The following is a 15,911-nucleotide window of genomic DNA, read 5'->3' on the forward strand; positions in this document are numbered from 1 at the left end:
AAGAGACCGCCGTCGCGGCACCCGCCCCCGGCGTCGCCCCCGGACCGCCGCCCCGGCCCGGGCCGGTCAGTCCTGCGGCACCACCAGGGCCAGGGCGAGCCGCCGGTCGCCGGCGCTGCGCCCGGCCTCGACGGTGTGCACGCCGGTGTTGGTGCGCCAGGTCTGCGCGGCCGGGTCCCAGCTCTGCACGGCCCGCAGTGGGAGGGTGATCCGGGCGGTGGCCTGCTCGCCGGGCCCGGCCTCGACCACGGCGAAACCCGCCAGCTGGCGGTCCGGGCGGCTGCGGTCCGAGCCGTCGGTGGCGACGTACACCTGCACCACCTCGCGGCCGGGCCGCGCACCGGTGTTGCGGACCCGGACGGTCACCTCGGCGAGGGCCTCGGCGGAGCCGTCCGTCGGCCGCGCCTCGCCGGTCAGGCGCGCCTCCTCGGACTGCCGTGCCTCGCCGGTCAGGCGCGCCTCCAAGCCCTCGTAGGACCAGTCGGTGTAGCCGGTGCCGGAGCCGAACCAGTAGGCGGGGGCGGCACCGGAGCGGCGCTGCCAGGCCCGGTAGCCGATGAACAGGCCCTCGCTGTAGTCGAGTCGGCCGTCGGTCGGGGAGACCTCCCAGACCGGGCTGTCGGCCTCCTCGGCGGGCCACGTGGTGGGCAGTCGGCCGCCCGGTTCGACGGTGCCGAGCAGCACGTCGGCCAGCGCCTCGCCGGCCTGCTGGCCCGGGAACCAGGCGAGCAGCACCGCGGCGACCGACTCCCGCCAGGGCATCAGCACCGGGGCGCCGGAGTTGACCACCACCACGGTGCGCGGGTTGGCGGCCGCGACCCGGGCGACCAGCTCGTCCTGGCGGCCGGGAAGTCGCAGTCCGGCACGGTCCACGCCCTCGCTCTCCACCTCCTCGGTGGTGCCGACCACGACCACCGCGACCTCGGCCGCCCGGGCCGCCGCCACGGCGCGTTCGATCAGCTCCTCCGCGGAGGCGGTCGGGGCGGCGTGGCCGAGGGTGAAGGAGACCAGCCCGAAGCCGGCGAAGCCGGCCGCCTCCGGGAGGAAGTGGGTGAGCGTCACCTCGGCGGTGCCGGTGTCGGTGAGCTCCAGGTCGAAGCGCCGCTCCGGCGGGTTGAGGAAGGCAGCGGCCGGGTCCTCGCCGACGGGCAGCAGGACGTCGTCGAAGAGCACCGCGCCGTCCGCCTCCAGCCGGAAGCGGCCGACGCCGCGGACGGAGAGCTGGTGGCGCCCGGCGGGGCCGGCCGGGACGGTGGTGGTGACCCGGACCCGGGACAGCCCGCCGAAGGCCACGCCGCCGGGCAGGGTGCCGAGCCAGCGCACCTCGCCCTCCGGCAGGACGGCGGTGCCGAGCGCCGTGCCGTCCGCGTCGAGCAGTTCGGCGGTGCAGTCGGCGGCCAGCGGGGAGAGGTGGGTGCGGGGGTCGGAGCCCAGCTCGTACACCAGCTCGGCGCCGGGGCCGAGGGCGGCGCGCAGGCCGTCCAGCGGGCTGACCACCCGGGTCGGGAAGACCTGGGCGCTGCCGCCGCCGCCGATCCGGGCCTCGGCGGCGGCAGCGCCGATCACCGCGAGCCGGGCCGGCGCCGGGGCGAGCGGCAGTATGCCGCCCTGGTTGCGCAGCAGCACGAAGGACCGGGCGGCCAGTTCGCGCACCAGCGCCTCGCCGTCCACGGGCGCGGGCAGCTGCTCGGCCGGGACGGCCGCCGGTGCGCCGGCCAGCAGGCCGACCCGGGCGGCCAGCCGCAGGACGCGGCGGGCCAGTCCGTCGACCACGGACCCGGGGACCAGGCCCTCGCGGACGGCCCGCACCAAGTGCTCGCCGTAGACGGTGGCCGGGCCGGGCATGGCGACGTCGAGGCCGCCGAGCGCGGCCCGGACGGTGTCCCGGGCGCCGGTCCAGTCCGAGACCAGGACCCCGTCGAAGCCCCACTCCTCGCGCAGGACCCGGTTGTTGAGCTCCTGGTGCTCGCTCATGGACGGGCCGTTGACGCCGTTGTAGGCGGCCATCAGGCCCCAGGGCCGGGCCTTGCGGACGATCGTCTCGAAGGGTGCCAGGTACAGCTCGCGCAGGGCGCGTTCGTCCACCCGGACGTCGACGGTGTAGCGCTCGGTCTCGGAGTCGTTGGCGACGAAGTGCTTCGGCGTGGTGCCGACCCCGCCTTCCTGGACGCCGGCCACCAGCGCGGCGCCGATCTCCCCGGTGAGCACCGGGTCCTCCGAGTAGCACTCGAAGTGGCGGCCGCCGCGCGGGCTGCGATGCAGGTTGACGGTCGGGGCGAGGACGACGTGGGCGCCCTTGCGGCGTGCCTCCTGGGCGAGCAGCCGGCCGGCCCGGCGGGCCAGCTCCGGGTCCCAGGTGGCGGCGAGCGCGGTGGGCGAGGGCAGGGCCACGGACGGGTCGTCCGGGGTCCACCGCTCGCCGCGCACGCCGGCCGGGCCGTCGGACCAGACCAGTCGGCCGAGGCCGATCCGCTCGTCGGCGGGCAGCGACCACATGTCGGCGCCGGCCAGCAGGGCGACCTTGCCGGGCAGGTCCAGCCGGGCCAGGGCGGTCTCGACGGCGGCTTCGCGGCGGGCGTCGGGGGTCATCGGGTTCTCCTTGCGGTCGGTCACGGGTCAGATCCAGCCGTCGAGCGCGGCCATGAAGCCGTCGAAGTCGTCCCGCTGCACGGTGTGGCCGGCGCCGGGCACGGTGCGGACCTCGAAGCCGCGCCCGCGCAGGGCCTCGGCGTCATCGGGGCCGACCAGGAAGCTGCCGTCGGCGAGCACCACCAGCGACTGCACGGCCGCGGCGGCGGGCAGGCCGGCCCGCCGGTCGGCCAGGCCGCGCGCGGTGTCCGGGTCCCAGACGGCGAGGGTGGCGAGTTCGACGTCGACGTCGGCCGCCTCCCAGCGGGGGTTGAGCGCGGTGATCTGCTCCCGGGTGGCGTCCCGGAAGGCGACGAACATCTCCGGGTCGACCTGTGCCTGGGCGAACTGCCAGGCCGGGTCGACGTACACGGCGCGAGTCGGCCTCAGCCGCTCGACCGCGCCGAGCAGGCTGAGGCCGCCGAGCGAGTGGCCGACGGCCAGCTCGATCCCGGCCGGGAGGGTCTCCACCAGGTCGTCGGCGTACGCCTCCAGCGGGTAGCGCTCGTGCGGGCTCGCGCCGGTGCCGCGCGGGCTGAGCCCGTGGCCGCGCTGGTCGACGGCGATGACCCGGTAGCCGTGTTCGGCGAGCGCCGGGCCGACCCGGCGCCAGCTGCGGTGGTCGGACATGATGCCGTGCACCAGTACGGCGATCCGGTCGCCGCTGCCCCACTCGTGGGTGCTCAACTTCATTGCTCTGCAACCTTTCCGGGGGGTGAGCAGCGTGTTCGGTGCCGCAGCGGTTGGTCATGGTTACACGTGTAACGGTTACTCGTGTAACCATAGGTTTAGCAGCAGGATCCGGCCACCGGCCAGAGCCTCGGCGTGAAAAGATGCGAACCGTTATGAACAGCAGCGACACTCCGGCCCCCGAGGCCCCCGCAGGCCGGCCGACCGCTCCCGGCGGGGCTCCGTCGGCTCACAGCGGCACCTCGTCCGCGCCCGCCGGCGGGCGGCCCGGTCTACGGCCCGACGGACGGCCCGCCGACGTACCGGCCGACGACGCACTGCCCGCCGACGTCGGTGGCGCGCCGACCAGCGCGGACGTGGCCCGGCTGGCCGGGGTCTCCCGCGCCACCGTCTCCTTCGTGCTCAACGACACCGCCGGCGGCCGGGTGAGCGAGCGCACCCGGACCAGGGTCCGCGCCGCGGCCGAGCAGCTCGGCTACGTCCCGCACGCGGGAGCCCGCTCGCTGCGGGCCGGCCGCACCGGACTGGTCCTGGTGGTCGGCGACGCGGTGCCGATCGGCCCGCTGTTCAGCGGCTTCTACCGGGAGTTCCAGGAGGCCCTGCACGGGCACGGGTACACCGCCGTCCTGCTCGGCCCCAGCCAAGGAGCCGGGGACGCCGCGGCCCGCACCTGGGCCGAGCTGCGCCCCACCGCCGTGCTCTGCCTGGCCCGTGACCTCACCCCGGACGGCGTGCGGATCCTGCGCCGCTCCGGCACCCGCGCCGTCCTCACCCTCGGCGTGCCGCCCGTCCCCGGCGCGCACGCCCTGACCATGGACCAGCGAGAGGTCGGCGCGGTCGCCGCAGCGCACCTGCTGGAGCGCGGCCGGCGCCGGATCGGCGTCGTGCTGCCCGAGGACCGCGCCCTCGACGTGTTCAGCGACGCCCGGTTGGCGGGCGCCCGGGCGGCGGTGGCCGCCACGGCCGATTCCGGTTCCGGCCCCGGAACCGGTGCGGTCGTCGAACCGCTGCGCCTCGCCTACACCGAGGCATCCGCCGCCGCCCTCGCCGAGCGCTGCCGCGCACTAGGCCTGGACGCCCTGTTCGGCTACAACGACGAGTACGCCGTCCTGGCCCAACGCGCCCTCCAGGACGCCGGGGTCGACGTACCCGCTGCGGTGGCCGTGGTCGGCGCCGACGACCTGCTGCTGGCCCGGCTGGTGCGGCCGAGGCTGAGCTCGGTCCGGGTCGGGCTGCCGTCCGGCGAGGAACTCGCCGCTCTGGTCGAGCAGTTCGTCGCCGATCCGGAGGCACCCCGGGTGAGCCGGAACCTGATGACGGTCGACCTGGCCGCCCGCGACTCCTCGTAGGCCGTCCGCGGGGTTCCTGGTGGTGATCGGGGCGGGGTGCCGCTCCCGGTCGGCAACCCGGCTGGCCGGACCGCCGCAGGTGTTCGGGGGAATGGTCCGGGCCGAAGGGGGCAGGCGGGCGGTCGGCAGGGCGTCGGCGGGGCCGGCGGCCGGCCCGATGGGGAGGGGGCGGGTTCCGGAGTGCTGGGTCAGTCACATGCGATCGGCGGGGCGCTGCTCTTCGCGGCGACCGCGCCGGTGCTGCCGGAGGCGCTGTTCGACACGGGGATGCGGCCGAGCGAAGTGCTGATCGGCACCCTGCTCTGCGCCGGAGCGGCGCTGCTGCCGGACCTCGACCACCACGACGCGACGCCCGCGCACCTGCTGGGTCCGCTGTCGAGGGGGCTGTGCCGGCTGATCGGCAGGCTGTCGGGGGGCCACCGGCACGCGACCCACTCGCTGCTGTTCGTGGCGCTCACCGGGTGGGGCACCTGGATGGGCGTCACCCGCGTCGGCAATGGCTTCACCGTCGGTCTCGCCTTCGTGCTGTTCGCGCTCGCGGCGCGGGCCCTGCACCTGCACCCGCCGGGCCGCGGGCTGACGGCATGGGTGACCTCCGTCGGTCTGGCCGGGGTCGGGGCCGCGACGGTGGCCGTCTGGTTCACCGGCTTCGCCGACCGGCTGCCCTACACGGTCTGCCTGGGGACCTTGAGCCACCTGGTCGGTGACTGCCTGACCCGCAGGGGCGCGCCCCTGTTCTGGCCCTGGCCCGGGCGCTTCGAGCTGGTGCTGATCAGGCGCACCGGCGGGAAGGTGGAGACCAGGTTCGTCGTCCCGCTGATGACGGTCGCCACCTTCGCGGTGCTGTGGTTCTCGGTCTTCTCCCCACTCCTGGCCGCGAGTTGAGCGCCGCGGTGCGGTCCGCGGCTGAGTCGACCAGGTGAGCCGCCTCATGCGATCCGATCACGGGCCAGATCCACGCGACCAGGGCGATTGACCGGGCGTTTCGGGGACAGACGGCTGCTGTGATGAGATTTCTCGCAGTTGCCCTGACAGTCTGTTCAGCGGTCGGCACCACGGTGGCCGCCCTGGTCGTCTCGCCGTGGTGGTGGTGTGCGGCGGCCGTCCTCCTCCCGTTGTCGGCACTGGCCCTGGCGGACCTGTTGCAGACCCGGCATTCCGTGCTGCGGAACTTCCCGGTCATCGGTCATCTGCGGTTCGTGCTGGAGGGCATCCGGCCGGAGGTGCAGCAGTACTTCGTCGAACGCAATGTGGACGGCAGCCCGTTCGACCGTGACACCCGCAGCATCGTCTACCAGCGGGCCAAGGGGACGGACGCGGAGGAGCCCTTCGGCACGGAGCTGGACCTGTACGGCACCGGACGCGAGTTCCTGGTGCCGTCGATGGCCCCGGTCGCCGTGCCGGACCGGGCGCCCCGGGTGCCGGTCGGCGGTCCCGACTGCGCCCGGCCGTACCCGATGGCGTTGCTCAACGTGTCGGCGATGTGAGCTACGGCTCGCTGTCCGCCAACGCGCTGCTGGCCCTGAACACCGGTGCGGCGCTGGGGGGTTTCCCCCACGACACCGGCGAGGGAGGGCTGTCCGAGTACCACCTGCGGCCCGGAGGAGACCTGATCTGGGAGATCGGCACCGGCTACTTCGGCTGCCGCACCGAGGACGGCGACTTCGACCCCGGCGCGTTCGCCGAGAAGGCGGCGCACCCGCACGTCAAGTGCGTGTCGCTCAAGCTCAGCCAGGGTGCCAAGCCGGGGATCGGCGGCGTGCTGCCCGGGTCGAAGGTCGACGCGCGGATCGCGCGGGTGCGCGGGGTCCCGGAGGGCAGGACGGTGGTCTCCCCGCCCTACCACCGGGTGTTCTCCACGCCGCGCGAACTGGTCCGCTTCATCGGCCGGATGCGCGAACTGACGGGCGGCAAGCCGACCGGCTTCAAGCTCTGTGTCGGTTCGCGCCAGCAGTTCCTCGCCGTCTGCAAGGCGATGCTGGAGGAGGGGGTGACACCGGACTTCATCGTCGTGGACGGCGCGGAGGGCGGGACGGGGGCCGCCCCGCTCGAATTCGCCGACCACCTCGGAATGCCGCTCACCGAGGGACTGATGACGGTCCACGACGCACTGGTCGGCACCGGGCTGCGGGACCGCATCCGGATCGGCGCCAGCGGCAAGGTGGCCACCGGGAGCGACCTGGTCAAGCGGCTGATCCAGGGGGCGGACTACACCAACGCGGCCCGGGCCATGATGTTCGCCGTCGGCTGCATCCAGGCCCAGCGCTGCCACACCAACACCTGTCCGGTCGGCGTGGCCACCCAGGACCCGCGCCGCGCCCGTGCGCTGCACGTGGGCGACAAGTCCCAGCGGGTACGGCGCTACCAGGAGGCCACCGTCCGCAGCGCCCTGCAGATCATGGCCGCCATGGGCGTCGACCACCCGTCCCAGCTGCGCCCGCACATGCTCCAGCGGCGCCTCGGCCCGCAGACCATCCGCTCCTACGCGGACACCCATCACCGGCTGGAGCCCGGGCAGTTGCTCCAGGAGCCACCCGCCGGCTGGGCGCGCGACTGGGACGCCGCCCGCCCCGACCGGTTCACCGTCTGACACCCCCGAGAGGAACCCCCGTGGCACGAACCGTAGCCCGCGTGATCGTCGATGCCCTGCAGGAGCTGGGCGTGCGCCAGGTGTTCGGCGTCGTCGGCGACGCCCTGAACCCGCTCACCGACGCCATCCGCACCACCGAAGGCCTGGACTGGGTCGGCTGCCGGCACGAGGAGGCCGCGGCGTTCGCGGCCGGCGCCCAGTCCCAGCTGTCCGGCAGCCTGGGCGTGTGCATGGGGACCGTCGGCCCCGGCTCCGTGCACCTTCTCAACGGACTGTACGACGCGGCCAAGAGCCGCACCCCGGTACTGGCCATCGCCGGCCAGGTTCCGCGTTCCGAGCTGGGCAGCGACTACTTCCAGGAGGTCGACAACGACCTGCTGTTCCGGGACGTCGCGGTCTTCCGGGCCACCGTGACCTCGCCGGACCAGCTGCCCAGGATGCTGGAGACCGCCGTCCGGAGCGCGGTCGGCGAGCGCGGTGTCGCCGTCCTCACCGTCCCCGGGGACCTCGGCGACCGTGAGTTGACCGACGACCGCCCCGCCCGCTTCCCGCGCGTGCGGCCCGTCACCCGGGCCGATGACGCGGGCATCCGCGAGGCCGCCGACCTCGTCAACGCCGCGGAGCGGATCACCCTCCTGGTCGGCCGGGGGGCCCGGGACGCCCGCCAGGAGGTGCTGGAACTCGCCGGGCGGCTGTCCGCCCCGATGGTCCTCACCCTGAAGGCCAAGGAGGGCTTCGAGGGGGAGAACCCGTACCAGATCGGCCAGACCGGCCTGATCGGCAATCCCGCCGCCGCCCAGGCGCTCGACGCCTGCGACACCCTGATCATGCTCGGTACCGACTTCCCCTACCGGGACTGGTACCCCGCCGACTGCAAGGTCGTCCAGATCGACCTCCTGGAGCGCAACCTCGGCCGCCGCACCCCGGTCGACGTGGGACTGGCCGGCGACACCGGTGCCACCCTCCGCGCGCTCCTGCCGCTCCTGCGGCCCGCCGGGGGCGACGCCCACCTCAAGGAGGCCCGCGAACGCTTCGAGCAGTGGACCGAAGGACAGCGGCACCTGGCGGACCCCCGGCACGACCACCGACTGCTCGGACGGCTGCGCAGCGCGCTGGACAACCGCGACCACGACGTCCGGCCGGAGGCGTTGGCCGCCGCGGTCGACGCCTGCGCGAGCGACGACGCGATCTTCACCTCCGACACCGGCATGGCGACGGTCTGGCTGTCCCGGTTCGTGACCATGCGCGGCCGCCGTCGCCTGCTCGGGTCCTACAACCTGGGTTCGATGGCCAACGCCATGCCCCAGGCCATCGGCGCCCAGCTCTGGGCCCCCGACCGGCAGGTCGTGGCCTTCTGCGGTGACGGGGGGCTGAGCATGCTCCTCGGCGACCTGATGACGATCAGGACCCACCGGCTGCCGGTCAAGCTCATCGTGTTCGACAACCGCCGCCTCGGCATGGTGAAGCTCGAACAGGAACAGGCCGGACTGCCGGAGTTCGGCACCGAGCTGGACAACCCGGACTTCGCCGCCGTCGCGACCGCCCTCGGCCTGACCGGTATCCGGGTCACCCGTCCCTCGGAGCTGTCCGACGCGGTCCGCCGGGCCTTCGACACACCCGGACCGGTGCTCCTGGACGTCCTGACCAACCCGCAGGAACTCGCCGTTCCGGGCAAGCCGACCGTCGAGCAGGGTTGGGGATTCGCGATCGCCAAGATCAAGGAGACGCTCCGGAGCCACGACGGCTGACCGGGACCCGCCGGGGTTCAGGGCGGGTCACCGGCCGACGTCATCGGCCCCGCCCGGCGATCGCGGGTCTTCGCCGGGCGGGGCCGGGCGTGCTCCGGTCAGGGCGGCGACGGCCGCTTCGACCCGCTGGTGGTGCGTCACCAGGCCGTCCACGCCGGTCAGGGTGAACAGCATCCGCAGGTGGGCGGGTGTGCCGACCAGCGGGAGCCGGGTTCCGGGGGGACGGGGGCGGCGGGAGGCGAGGACGAGCTCGGAGACCCCGATCGAATCGCAGAACTCCAGCCCGGAGATGTCCAGGACCACCGGTACCCCGGTCGGGACCCCTTCGAGGGCCCGGTGGAGGCGTGGCGCGGTGTGGTAGTCGAGCTCCCCGGCGAGCACGACGACGGCCGCACCCGCCGGATGGGTGCTGACGACGATGGTGAGGGTGAAGGCGGGCACCACGTGGCTCCGGGGAGGTCGGTCAGTCGAGGCGGGCGAGCAGGAGGGCGACGTCGTCGGTCTGGGCCCTCGCGAACGTGGTGAGCAGCAGGTCGCCGGTCGCGTCCAGGTCGGCGGGGGCCCGGCAGAAGGTGTCCCGGAGACCCTCCAGGCTGACTTCCAGGTCCTCGCCCGGTACCTCCACCAGGCCGTCGGTGACCAGCAGCAGGGTGCTGCCGGGAGGCACGTCGTAGGTGCGGACGGGCGGCTGCGGCAGGTCGAGCCCGAGCAGGATGCCGTGCTCGGTGAGGTAGCCGGCCGAGCCGTCGGGCAGTCGCAGCAGCGGCGGCAGGTGGCCCGCGTTGGCGAGGTGGAGCCGGCGGCGGCCCGGTTCGATGAGCACCAGGCAGACCGTGGCGGTGACGCCCGGGCGCAGCCGGACGAGCAGTGTGTCCAACCGGCGCAGCAGGGCCTGCGGGTCGTGCCCCTCGATCGCGTAGGCGCGCAGGGCGTGCCGGAGCTCGCCCATCACCATGGCGGCTTCGAGGGAGTGCCCGGCGACGTCGCCGATGGCCAGGAGCAGGCCGGCCGGTGTGTCGATCGCCTCGTAGAAGTCGCCGCCGATCTCGCTGCGGTCCGAGGCGGGCTCGTACCGGACGGCGAGGTCGACGCCGGCGACGGTGGGGAGCCGGCTGGGCAGGAAGCTCCGTTGGAGGGTCAGGGCGAGAGCGTGCTCCTCGGCCTGGCTGCGCAGTGCTTCGAGGGCGAGCGCGGTGGCCTGGGTCAGCTGGGACAGCAGCCGGCGTTCGTCCAGTCCTGCGACGGCCCGGGCTTCGACGGCCAGGGCCACCAGGGGGCGGCCGGGCTTGGTCCGGGCGACGACCAGGGCGACCGGACCGTCCTGCGGCGCACCCGGCGAGCCGGCGCTCTCCGCCAGCGCGGCCCGCCACTCGGCGGCGCCGAGCTCGGCGATGGCGGTTCCGGTGGTGTCCCCCAGGGTGTGGTGGGCGATCGTGTCCAGCAGGGCAGGCCGCGCGGTGAGCAGGCGGATCCCGTGGTTGTCGGCCGCCACCGGCCGGTCGGTCGCCCCGGGCGCCGCGCCGCCCGGGGAGCACTCGGCGAGGTGGACCGACTCGGCGTGGGGGCCGAGCGCGATGGCGGTCGCGCAGCCGGCGCCGAGGTCGGCCGCGCCCAGCGCGGCGGCCGTCACCAGGGCGTTGGCGTCGGCCGCGCCGTAGAGCGCCAGGGTGCTGCGGTGCAGCGCGGCGACCCGCCCGGCCAGCAGTTCCGCCCTGCGGCGTGCCCGGGAGTAGCGCAGCACGGCGCTGACGGTGGCCTGGAGTTCGGCGGGGTCGATGGGCTCGGTGAGGTAGGCGTCGGCGCCCCGGTGCAGTCCCTGGGTGCGGTCGCTCGCCTCGATGGCGGTGGCCGAGATGTGGATGACGGGGAGGTCGGCCGTGCGGGGCCGCTCCTTGATCCGCTCGCACACCTCGAAGCCCGTCATGTCGGGCAGCTTGACGTCCACCACGGCCAGTTCGGGCAGTTCCCGCTCGGGGGCGTCCGCGAGCATGGCCAGCGCCTGGCCGCCGTCGACGGCTTCGACGACGGTGTGTCCGTTGCGGCGCAGCCAGCTGCCCACGACGTAGCGGGTGGCGGGGTTGTCGTCGAGGACCAGGATCGTGGCCGGCCCGGCGTCGGGAACGGCGGTACCGGTCATGGGTGCTCCTCCGGCTGGGCGGGCGGGCCCGGCGGCCGCCGACTGGGCGCGCTGGTCTCCGGCACGGCGGCGCGCGCGGCCCCGCCGTGCAGGGCGCGCCCCAGCCGGTCGCCGGTCAGGTCCGACTTGTGCAGGATCGCTCGGGCCCTGGTCAGGCGGTCGTGGTCGAGGGAGGTGAGCAGGGCGGAGGTGAGGACCACGACCGGCAGACGGCTGACGGCCGGGTCGGCCTTCAGCTGCGCCAGCACCCGGTAGCCGTCGAGGTCCTTCATGTGGAGGTCGAGGAAGACGCCGTCCGGCTGTTCGCGCCGGATCACGGAGAGTGCCTCGGCACTGTCCGCGACCTCCACGACGTGCTCGGCGACCTCGTGCAGCAGGGGTTTCAGCACAGCACGGAACGCCGGGTCGTCGTCCACCACGACGACCCGCGCCGCCCGGGGCGCCGGTCCGCCGCCCTGATCGGGCGACAGCGGGAGCCGCACCGTGATCGTGGTGCCCACGCCCTCGGTACTGCTCAGGTGCAACTCGCCGCCGAGGAGTTCGGCCAGTCGCCGGGCGTACGGCAGGCCGAGGCCGGTGCCGTGCCGCCCCCGCTGGTGCGGGCCGCGGACTTGGTAGAACTCCTCGAACACGCGGCTCTGCTGATCAACCGGGATCCCGATCCCGGTGTCGGCCACGGTCAGGACGAGCTGCTCCGGTCCGAGCGGTCCGGTCCCGTCGAAGCGGGCGTCGAGGTTCACCGACCCCGTCTCGGTGAACTTCAGGGCGTTGGACAGCAGGTTGCGCAGGATCCGGGTGAGCATCGTCTCGTCGCCGAGGACCGGCCGCGGGTCCTGCGGTGCGGTGATGGCCAGTTCGACGTCCGGGCCGGCCAGGCCGCGCAGTGTGCCCTCCAGCTGGGTCAGTACGGCCCGCAGGTCCAGCTGCGCCCAGGTGGGTTCGAGGTTCCCGGATTCGGCCTTGGCCACGTCCAGGAGTTCGTCGACGAGGGCGAGCAGGGTGCGGCCGGAGTCGGCGATCAGCGAGAGCTGCTGCCCGCGTTCGGCCTCCGGGCACCCGGTGTCGGCCAGCAGCAGCTCCGCCAGCCCCACGACCGCGTTGACGGGCGTGCGCAGCTCGTGGCTGACATTGGCCCAGAACCGGGTCTTGGCCTCACTGGCCTCGCGCAACTGCCGCGATTTCTCGTCCAGTTCGGCGTAGAGCGCGACCACGCCGCGATTCGTCTCCTCGAGCTCCTTGGAGAGTTCGGCGTAGAGGGCGACGACCCCGCGGTTCGTCTCGGCCAGCTCCTCGTTGAGGCGTTTGAGCTCCTCGCGCTGCGCCCGGGTCTGTTCCAGCGCGGCTATCAGGTCGTGGGCCTGCGCCCGGGAGTCGTCCAGGTCGCTCTCGCCGCCGTGGCTGTCCAGCAGCCACCGTGCCCGCTGTACGGCGACGAGTTGGTCGCCCGCCAGGTGCGGGAGCTGCTGCTCCAGGCTCACCCAGCCGCCCGCGCCGCCGGGGCCGATCCTGGTCGTGAGCAGCCGGCCGCAGGCGCCGACGGTCTCGTCCGAGGGCACCCGGGCACCCTGCCACTCCAGGGTGACGTGCAGGCCGGGGAGAGGCGCTAGGTGGAGGTCGAAGCGGGCGGTGAGCAGCTCACTGCCGAGCAGATCGCGGCAGAGCTCGCTCAGGGCGGTCGCCAGGCGCACGGCGTCCTGGTCGTCGGACCCGAGCAGCTCCGCGACGGTCTTGCCGACCCGGCGCAGGACGAAGCCGTCCCTGGCCGAGACGACCGGTACCGTGCCGAGCCGGAGTGCGGAGGGTTCCACCGGGGCGTTCACCACAGTCCCTTCGCCACCAGGACGCCGGCGTCGTCCCGGCGCACGCCGGCCTCGCGCAGCAGCAGCGCCGCGGCCGTGGCCGGCAGGTGGGAGAACGCGCCGCCCAGCTCGGAGGGCCGCCAGCGGTCGGTCAGCCCGTCGGAGTGCATGACCACCGCGCTGTGGTCTGCCAGTCGGTGGCTGATGGTGCGCAGCACGGGCAACTGGTGGCCGACGATCCCGGGAGCCGACGGGAGCGAGCGGCGCGTCCCGGTCGCCGGGTCGACGACGAAGGTGCTGATGTTGCCGACACCGCTGAAGCTGACCCGGTGCTCGGCCGGCTCGACCAGGGCGACCGCCACCGCGCCGCCGCGCCCGGAGCGCAGGGCGCGGTGGATGTCGGCCAGCACCCCGTCCGGCGTCCGGGCCGCGCTCCGGCGGAAGGCGGCCACGGCGTCCAGGGCGGCCTTGGCGGCGAGCGGCCCGTGCCCGAGACCGTCGCAGAACATGGTCAGGAACGCCCGGTCCGCGGGCCCGGTGGCGCGCTCCGCGGCAGCGGCGGTCGGTGCGGCGGGCCGGAGCGCGGCGCGCGTCGCGGACGCGTGCTCCGCCCGGTCGGCCGGGCGCGACGGCCGGGTGCCGGTGAGCACCGACCAGTCCAGCACCGTGCGGTGGGCGGCCGGCCGGGTGGCCGGCTCGACCGCCCCGGCTTCCGGCGCCGGGCGCACGGCGTCGACCGGGCGGGCGGCCCAGGCGTCCCCGCAGTGGTCCTGACCGCTCATCGGCCGGGTGATGCCCGTCACCACCGGCTCCGGGCAGGCCGCCGCCCGCCGCCCGCCCGCCGTGCGGTTCCAGAACCGTGCCGTCAGCACGGTGCCCGCTCCGGGCAGTGAGTGCAGGTCGAAGGTGTCGGCCAGGCGGGAGATGGCGCCCAGCCCGATTCCGAGCGTCCCGCGCGAGGAGACGCCGTCGGTGAGCGACCGGTGGACATCGGCCATGCCGGGCCCGCTGTCCATGGTGACGCACTCCAGTGCGGCCTCGGAGTCCGTGCGGACCACCCGGAGCAGCAGCGACCCGTCCCGGGCGTGCCGGCGCAGGTTGGTCGCCGCCTCGCTGACCGCCAGACCCACCTCGCCGACCCGCTCGGGCAGCAGCCCCGCCCGGTGGCCGATGCTGCGGGCCGCGCTCCGGGCGGCGGCCGGCAGCGATTCGGTGTCCCGGAACCAGACCGCGTCCTCGCACTCCAGCAGGGGGACGGTCAGCGTGCCCATTTGGTCACCGACACCTTCGTGCCCACCGCGACCACGCTCTCCAGGGCGAAGTCGTCCACCAGCCGGCGCGCACCGCTCAGCCCGAGCCCGAGTCCACCGCCGGAGGTCCAGCCGTCGGTCAGGGCCAGGTCGAGGTCGGGGATGCCGGGGCCGCTGTCCTCGAACACCGCGCGCACGCCCCGCCGCCCGTCCCGGTGGATCGCGCCGCAGCGCATCGCGCCGCCGCCCCCGTAGACCAGGGTGTTGCGGGCGAGTTCACTGGCGGCGGTGACCAGCTTGGTCTGGTCCACGAGGGAGAGTCCGCACTGCTGGGCCAGGTTGCGCACGAGCTGCCTGGCTCGTACGACGTCGTCGTTGGACACGATCGGTACCGTCTGCTCCGTTCCTTCGCCCGACCCGGTCATGGGCGCTCCGCACGGGAAGTGCGGTCGCGCTCCAGCAGGGCGAGGCCCTTCTCCAGGGTCAGTGCGGTGCGCACACCGCCCAACGACAGGCCCAGTTCGACCAGGGTGATCGCGACCGCCGGCCGCATGCCCACGACGACGGTCTCGGCGTCGAGCAGCTTCGAGATCGCGGCGGCGCCGGCCAGCATCCGCCCGACGAAGGAGTCGACGATCTCCAGCGCGGTGATGTCGATGACCACGCCGATCGCTCCGGTCGCGACGATCCGCTGGGCCAGGTCGTCCTGCAGGTCCAGTACGGTCTGGTCCTCCAGGTCGATCTGGATCGACACCAGCAGGACCCGGCCGAGCTTGAGGATGGGTACGCGGTCGGTCACTTGTGGCCGCCCGCGGCGCTCTGCTCGGCACCGATGCGCTGCAGCACGTACCGCAGTGCGTCGGCCAGGGTCGCCTTGGTGACGATGTCCCCGAACTGGACGCCGAGGGCCACCAGGGTCTGGGCGATCTGCGGCCGGATGCCGGAGATGGTGCACTCCGCGCCCATCAGCCGGGCGGCCACGACCGTCTTCAGCAGGTGCTGCGCGACCTCGGTGTCCACCGCGGGCACGCCCGTGATGTCGATGATCGCCTGCTCGGACTCGGAGTCGACCAGGCTCTGGAGCAGCTTCTCCATGACGATCTGGGTCCGTGCCGAGTCGAGCGTGCCGACGAGTGGAACCGCGACCACACCCTCCCACAACTTGACGACGGGAGTGGAGAGTTCGAGCAGCTGCTCGGCCTGGGCGCTGATGATCTCCTCACGCGTCCGGGCGTACGCCTCGATCGTGAAGAGCCCGAGCCCGTCGAGCAGGCGGGACAGCTGGAGGTAGGCGGTGATGTCCTCGGCCGAGCTGGACGTGGTGGGCTCCAGCACGTCCTTGCAGGAGAACACGCTGGCGGCGGTCTCGGTGGGGGTGAAGCCGTGCTGCGCCCGGCTGCGCGAGAGCTCCACCAGCAGGGCCCGGACCTCCGAGTGCTCCTCCGCCCGCCAGTCCAGGCCGCCCTGGCGGAGGCCGTGCGCCAGAGCCTGGTAGAGGTCGGTCAGCTCCCGTTCGATCTCCGCCCGGCTGATCCGGCCGCGCAGGTTCCCGGAGACTTCCTCCACCCACTTGTCCAAGACCGCCGCGTCCCGCGTCAAGAGCTCCACGAGCCGCTCGGCCGATTCCACTGCCGCCATCAGGCGCACTCCTCCACTACCGCCGAATCGGCTCCCGGAGAGCCCGGGAGCCGGGAGACCGCCCGGGCGCACCGCGGCGGGA

12 protein-coding genes and 1 pseudogene are annotated in these 15,911 nt (G+C 74.3%); 4 read left to right on the forward strand and 9 right to left on the reverse strand.

Annotated features, from left to right (window positions below; translation table 11 throughout):
- Positions 1-66: 66 nt before the first annotated feature.
- Both ACFXOZ_RS01010 and ACFXOZ_RS01015 read right to left on the reverse strand, forming a co-directional pair.
- Positions 67-2,589, reverse strand: coding sequence for a beta-glucosidase (locus ACFXOZ_RS01010; protein ID WP_380586518.1), 2,523 nt, complete (start codon positions 2,587-2,589; stop codon positions 67-69).
- 27 nt (positions 2,590-2,616) lie between these two features.
- Positions 2,617-3,321, reverse strand: coding sequence for an alpha/beta fold hydrolase (locus tag ACFXOZ_RS01015; protein ID WP_380524460.1), 705 nt, complete (start codon positions 3,319-3,321; stop codon positions 2,617-2,619).
- A gap of 152 nt (positions 3,322-3,473) precedes the next feature.
- Here ACFXOZ_RS01015 and ACFXOZ_RS01020 point away from each other — a divergent pair, with 152 nt between their 5' ends.
- The 4 genes and pseudogenes from ACFXOZ_RS01020 (at position 3,474) to ACFXOZ_RS01035 (ending at position 9,005) form a co-directional block, all read left to right on the forward strand.
- Positions 3,474-4,667: a LacI family DNA-binding transcriptional regulator gene (locus ACFXOZ_RS01020; RefSeq protein WP_380524461.1), complete on the forward strand. Its 1,194-nt coding sequence runs from the start codon at positions 3,474-3,476 to the stop codon at positions 4,665-4,667.
- Between the two features lie 180 nt (positions 4,668-4,847).
- Positions 4,848-5,552, forward strand: a complete 705-nt coding sequence (locus ACFXOZ_RS01025) for a metal-dependent hydrolase (RefSeq protein WP_380524462.1) — start codon at positions 4,848-4,850, stop codon at positions 5,550-5,552.
- Positions 5,553-5,674: 122 nt separating this feature from the next.
- Positions 5,675-7,257, forward strand: a pseudogene (locus ACFXOZ_RS01030) (FMN-binding glutamate synthase family protein).
- Between the two features lie 20 nt (positions 7,258-7,277).
- Positions 7,278-9,005, forward strand: coding sequence for a thiamine pyrophosphate-dependent enzyme (locus tag ACFXOZ_RS01035; protein WP_380524465.1), 1,728 nt, complete (start codon positions 7,278-7,280; stop codon positions 9,003-9,005).
- Positions 9,006-9,032: 27 nt separating this feature from the next.
- Here ACFXOZ_RS01035 and ACFXOZ_RS01040 read toward each other — a convergent pair whose 3' ends face one another.
- From ACFXOZ_RS01040 to ACFXOZ_RS01070, 7 genes are read right to left on the reverse strand one after another with little or no spacing between them, the layout of a single operon-like run.
- The gene (locus tag ACFXOZ_RS01040) at positions 9,033-9,446 is read right to left on the reverse strand and encodes an STAS domain-containing protein (RefSeq protein ID WP_380586284.1); all 414 of its coding nucleotides are present in this window, start codon (positions 9,444-9,446) and stop codon (positions 9,033-9,035) included.
- Positions 9,447-9,468: 22 nt separating this feature from the next.
- Complete coding sequence (locus ACFXOZ_RS01045) at positions 9,469-11,142, reverse strand: SpoIIE family protein phosphatase (protein WP_380524467.1); 1,674 nt, start codon at positions 11,140-11,142, stop codon at positions 9,469-9,471.
- Complete coding sequence (locus ACFXOZ_RS01050; protein ID WP_380524468.1) at positions 11,139-12,962, reverse strand: ATP-binding protein; 1,824 nt, start codon at positions 12,960-12,962, stop codon at positions 11,139-11,141. The genes ACFXOZ_RS01045 and ACFXOZ_RS01050 overlap by 4 nt, the downstream gene beginning before the upstream one ends.
- Positions 12,959-14,212 carry an ATP-binding protein gene (locus ACFXOZ_RS01055; RefSeq protein WP_380586286.1) on the reverse strand — a complete coding sequence of 418 codons (1,254 nt, stop codon included), beginning with the start codon at positions 14,210-14,212 and terminating at the stop codon, positions 12,959-12,961. The genes ACFXOZ_RS01050 and ACFXOZ_RS01055 overlap by 4 nt, the downstream gene beginning before the upstream one ends.
- Positions 14,200-14,616 (reverse strand): anti-sigma regulatory factor, encoded by a 417-nt coding sequence (locus ACFXOZ_RS01060; RefSeq protein WP_380524470.1) that lies wholly within the window; start codon positions 14,614-14,616, stop codon positions 14,200-14,202. Before ACFXOZ_RS01060 ends, ACFXOZ_RS01055 begins: the two co-directional genes overlap by 13 nt.
- Complete coding sequence (locus ACFXOZ_RS01065) at positions 14,613-14,990, reverse strand: STAS domain-containing protein (RefSeq protein WP_380524471.1); 378 nt, start codon at positions 14,988-14,990, stop codon at positions 14,613-14,615. The genes ACFXOZ_RS01060 and ACFXOZ_RS01065 overlap by 4 nt, the downstream gene beginning before the upstream one ends.
- On the reverse strand, positions 14,987-15,829 hold the full coding sequence (locus ACFXOZ_RS01070; RefSeq protein ID WP_380524472.1) for an STAS domain-containing protein: 843 nt from the start codon (positions 15,827-15,829) through the stop codon (positions 14,987-14,989). Before ACFXOZ_RS01070 ends, ACFXOZ_RS01065 begins: the two co-directional genes overlap by 4 nt.
- Between the last annotated feature and the right edge of the window lie 82 nt (positions 15,830-15,911).

Origin of the sequence: Kitasatospora sp. NPDC059160, assembly GCF_042755465.1 — a bacterium.
Classification (GTDB): Bacteria; Actinomycetota; Actinomycetes; order Streptomycetales; family Streptomycetaceae; genus Kitasatospora.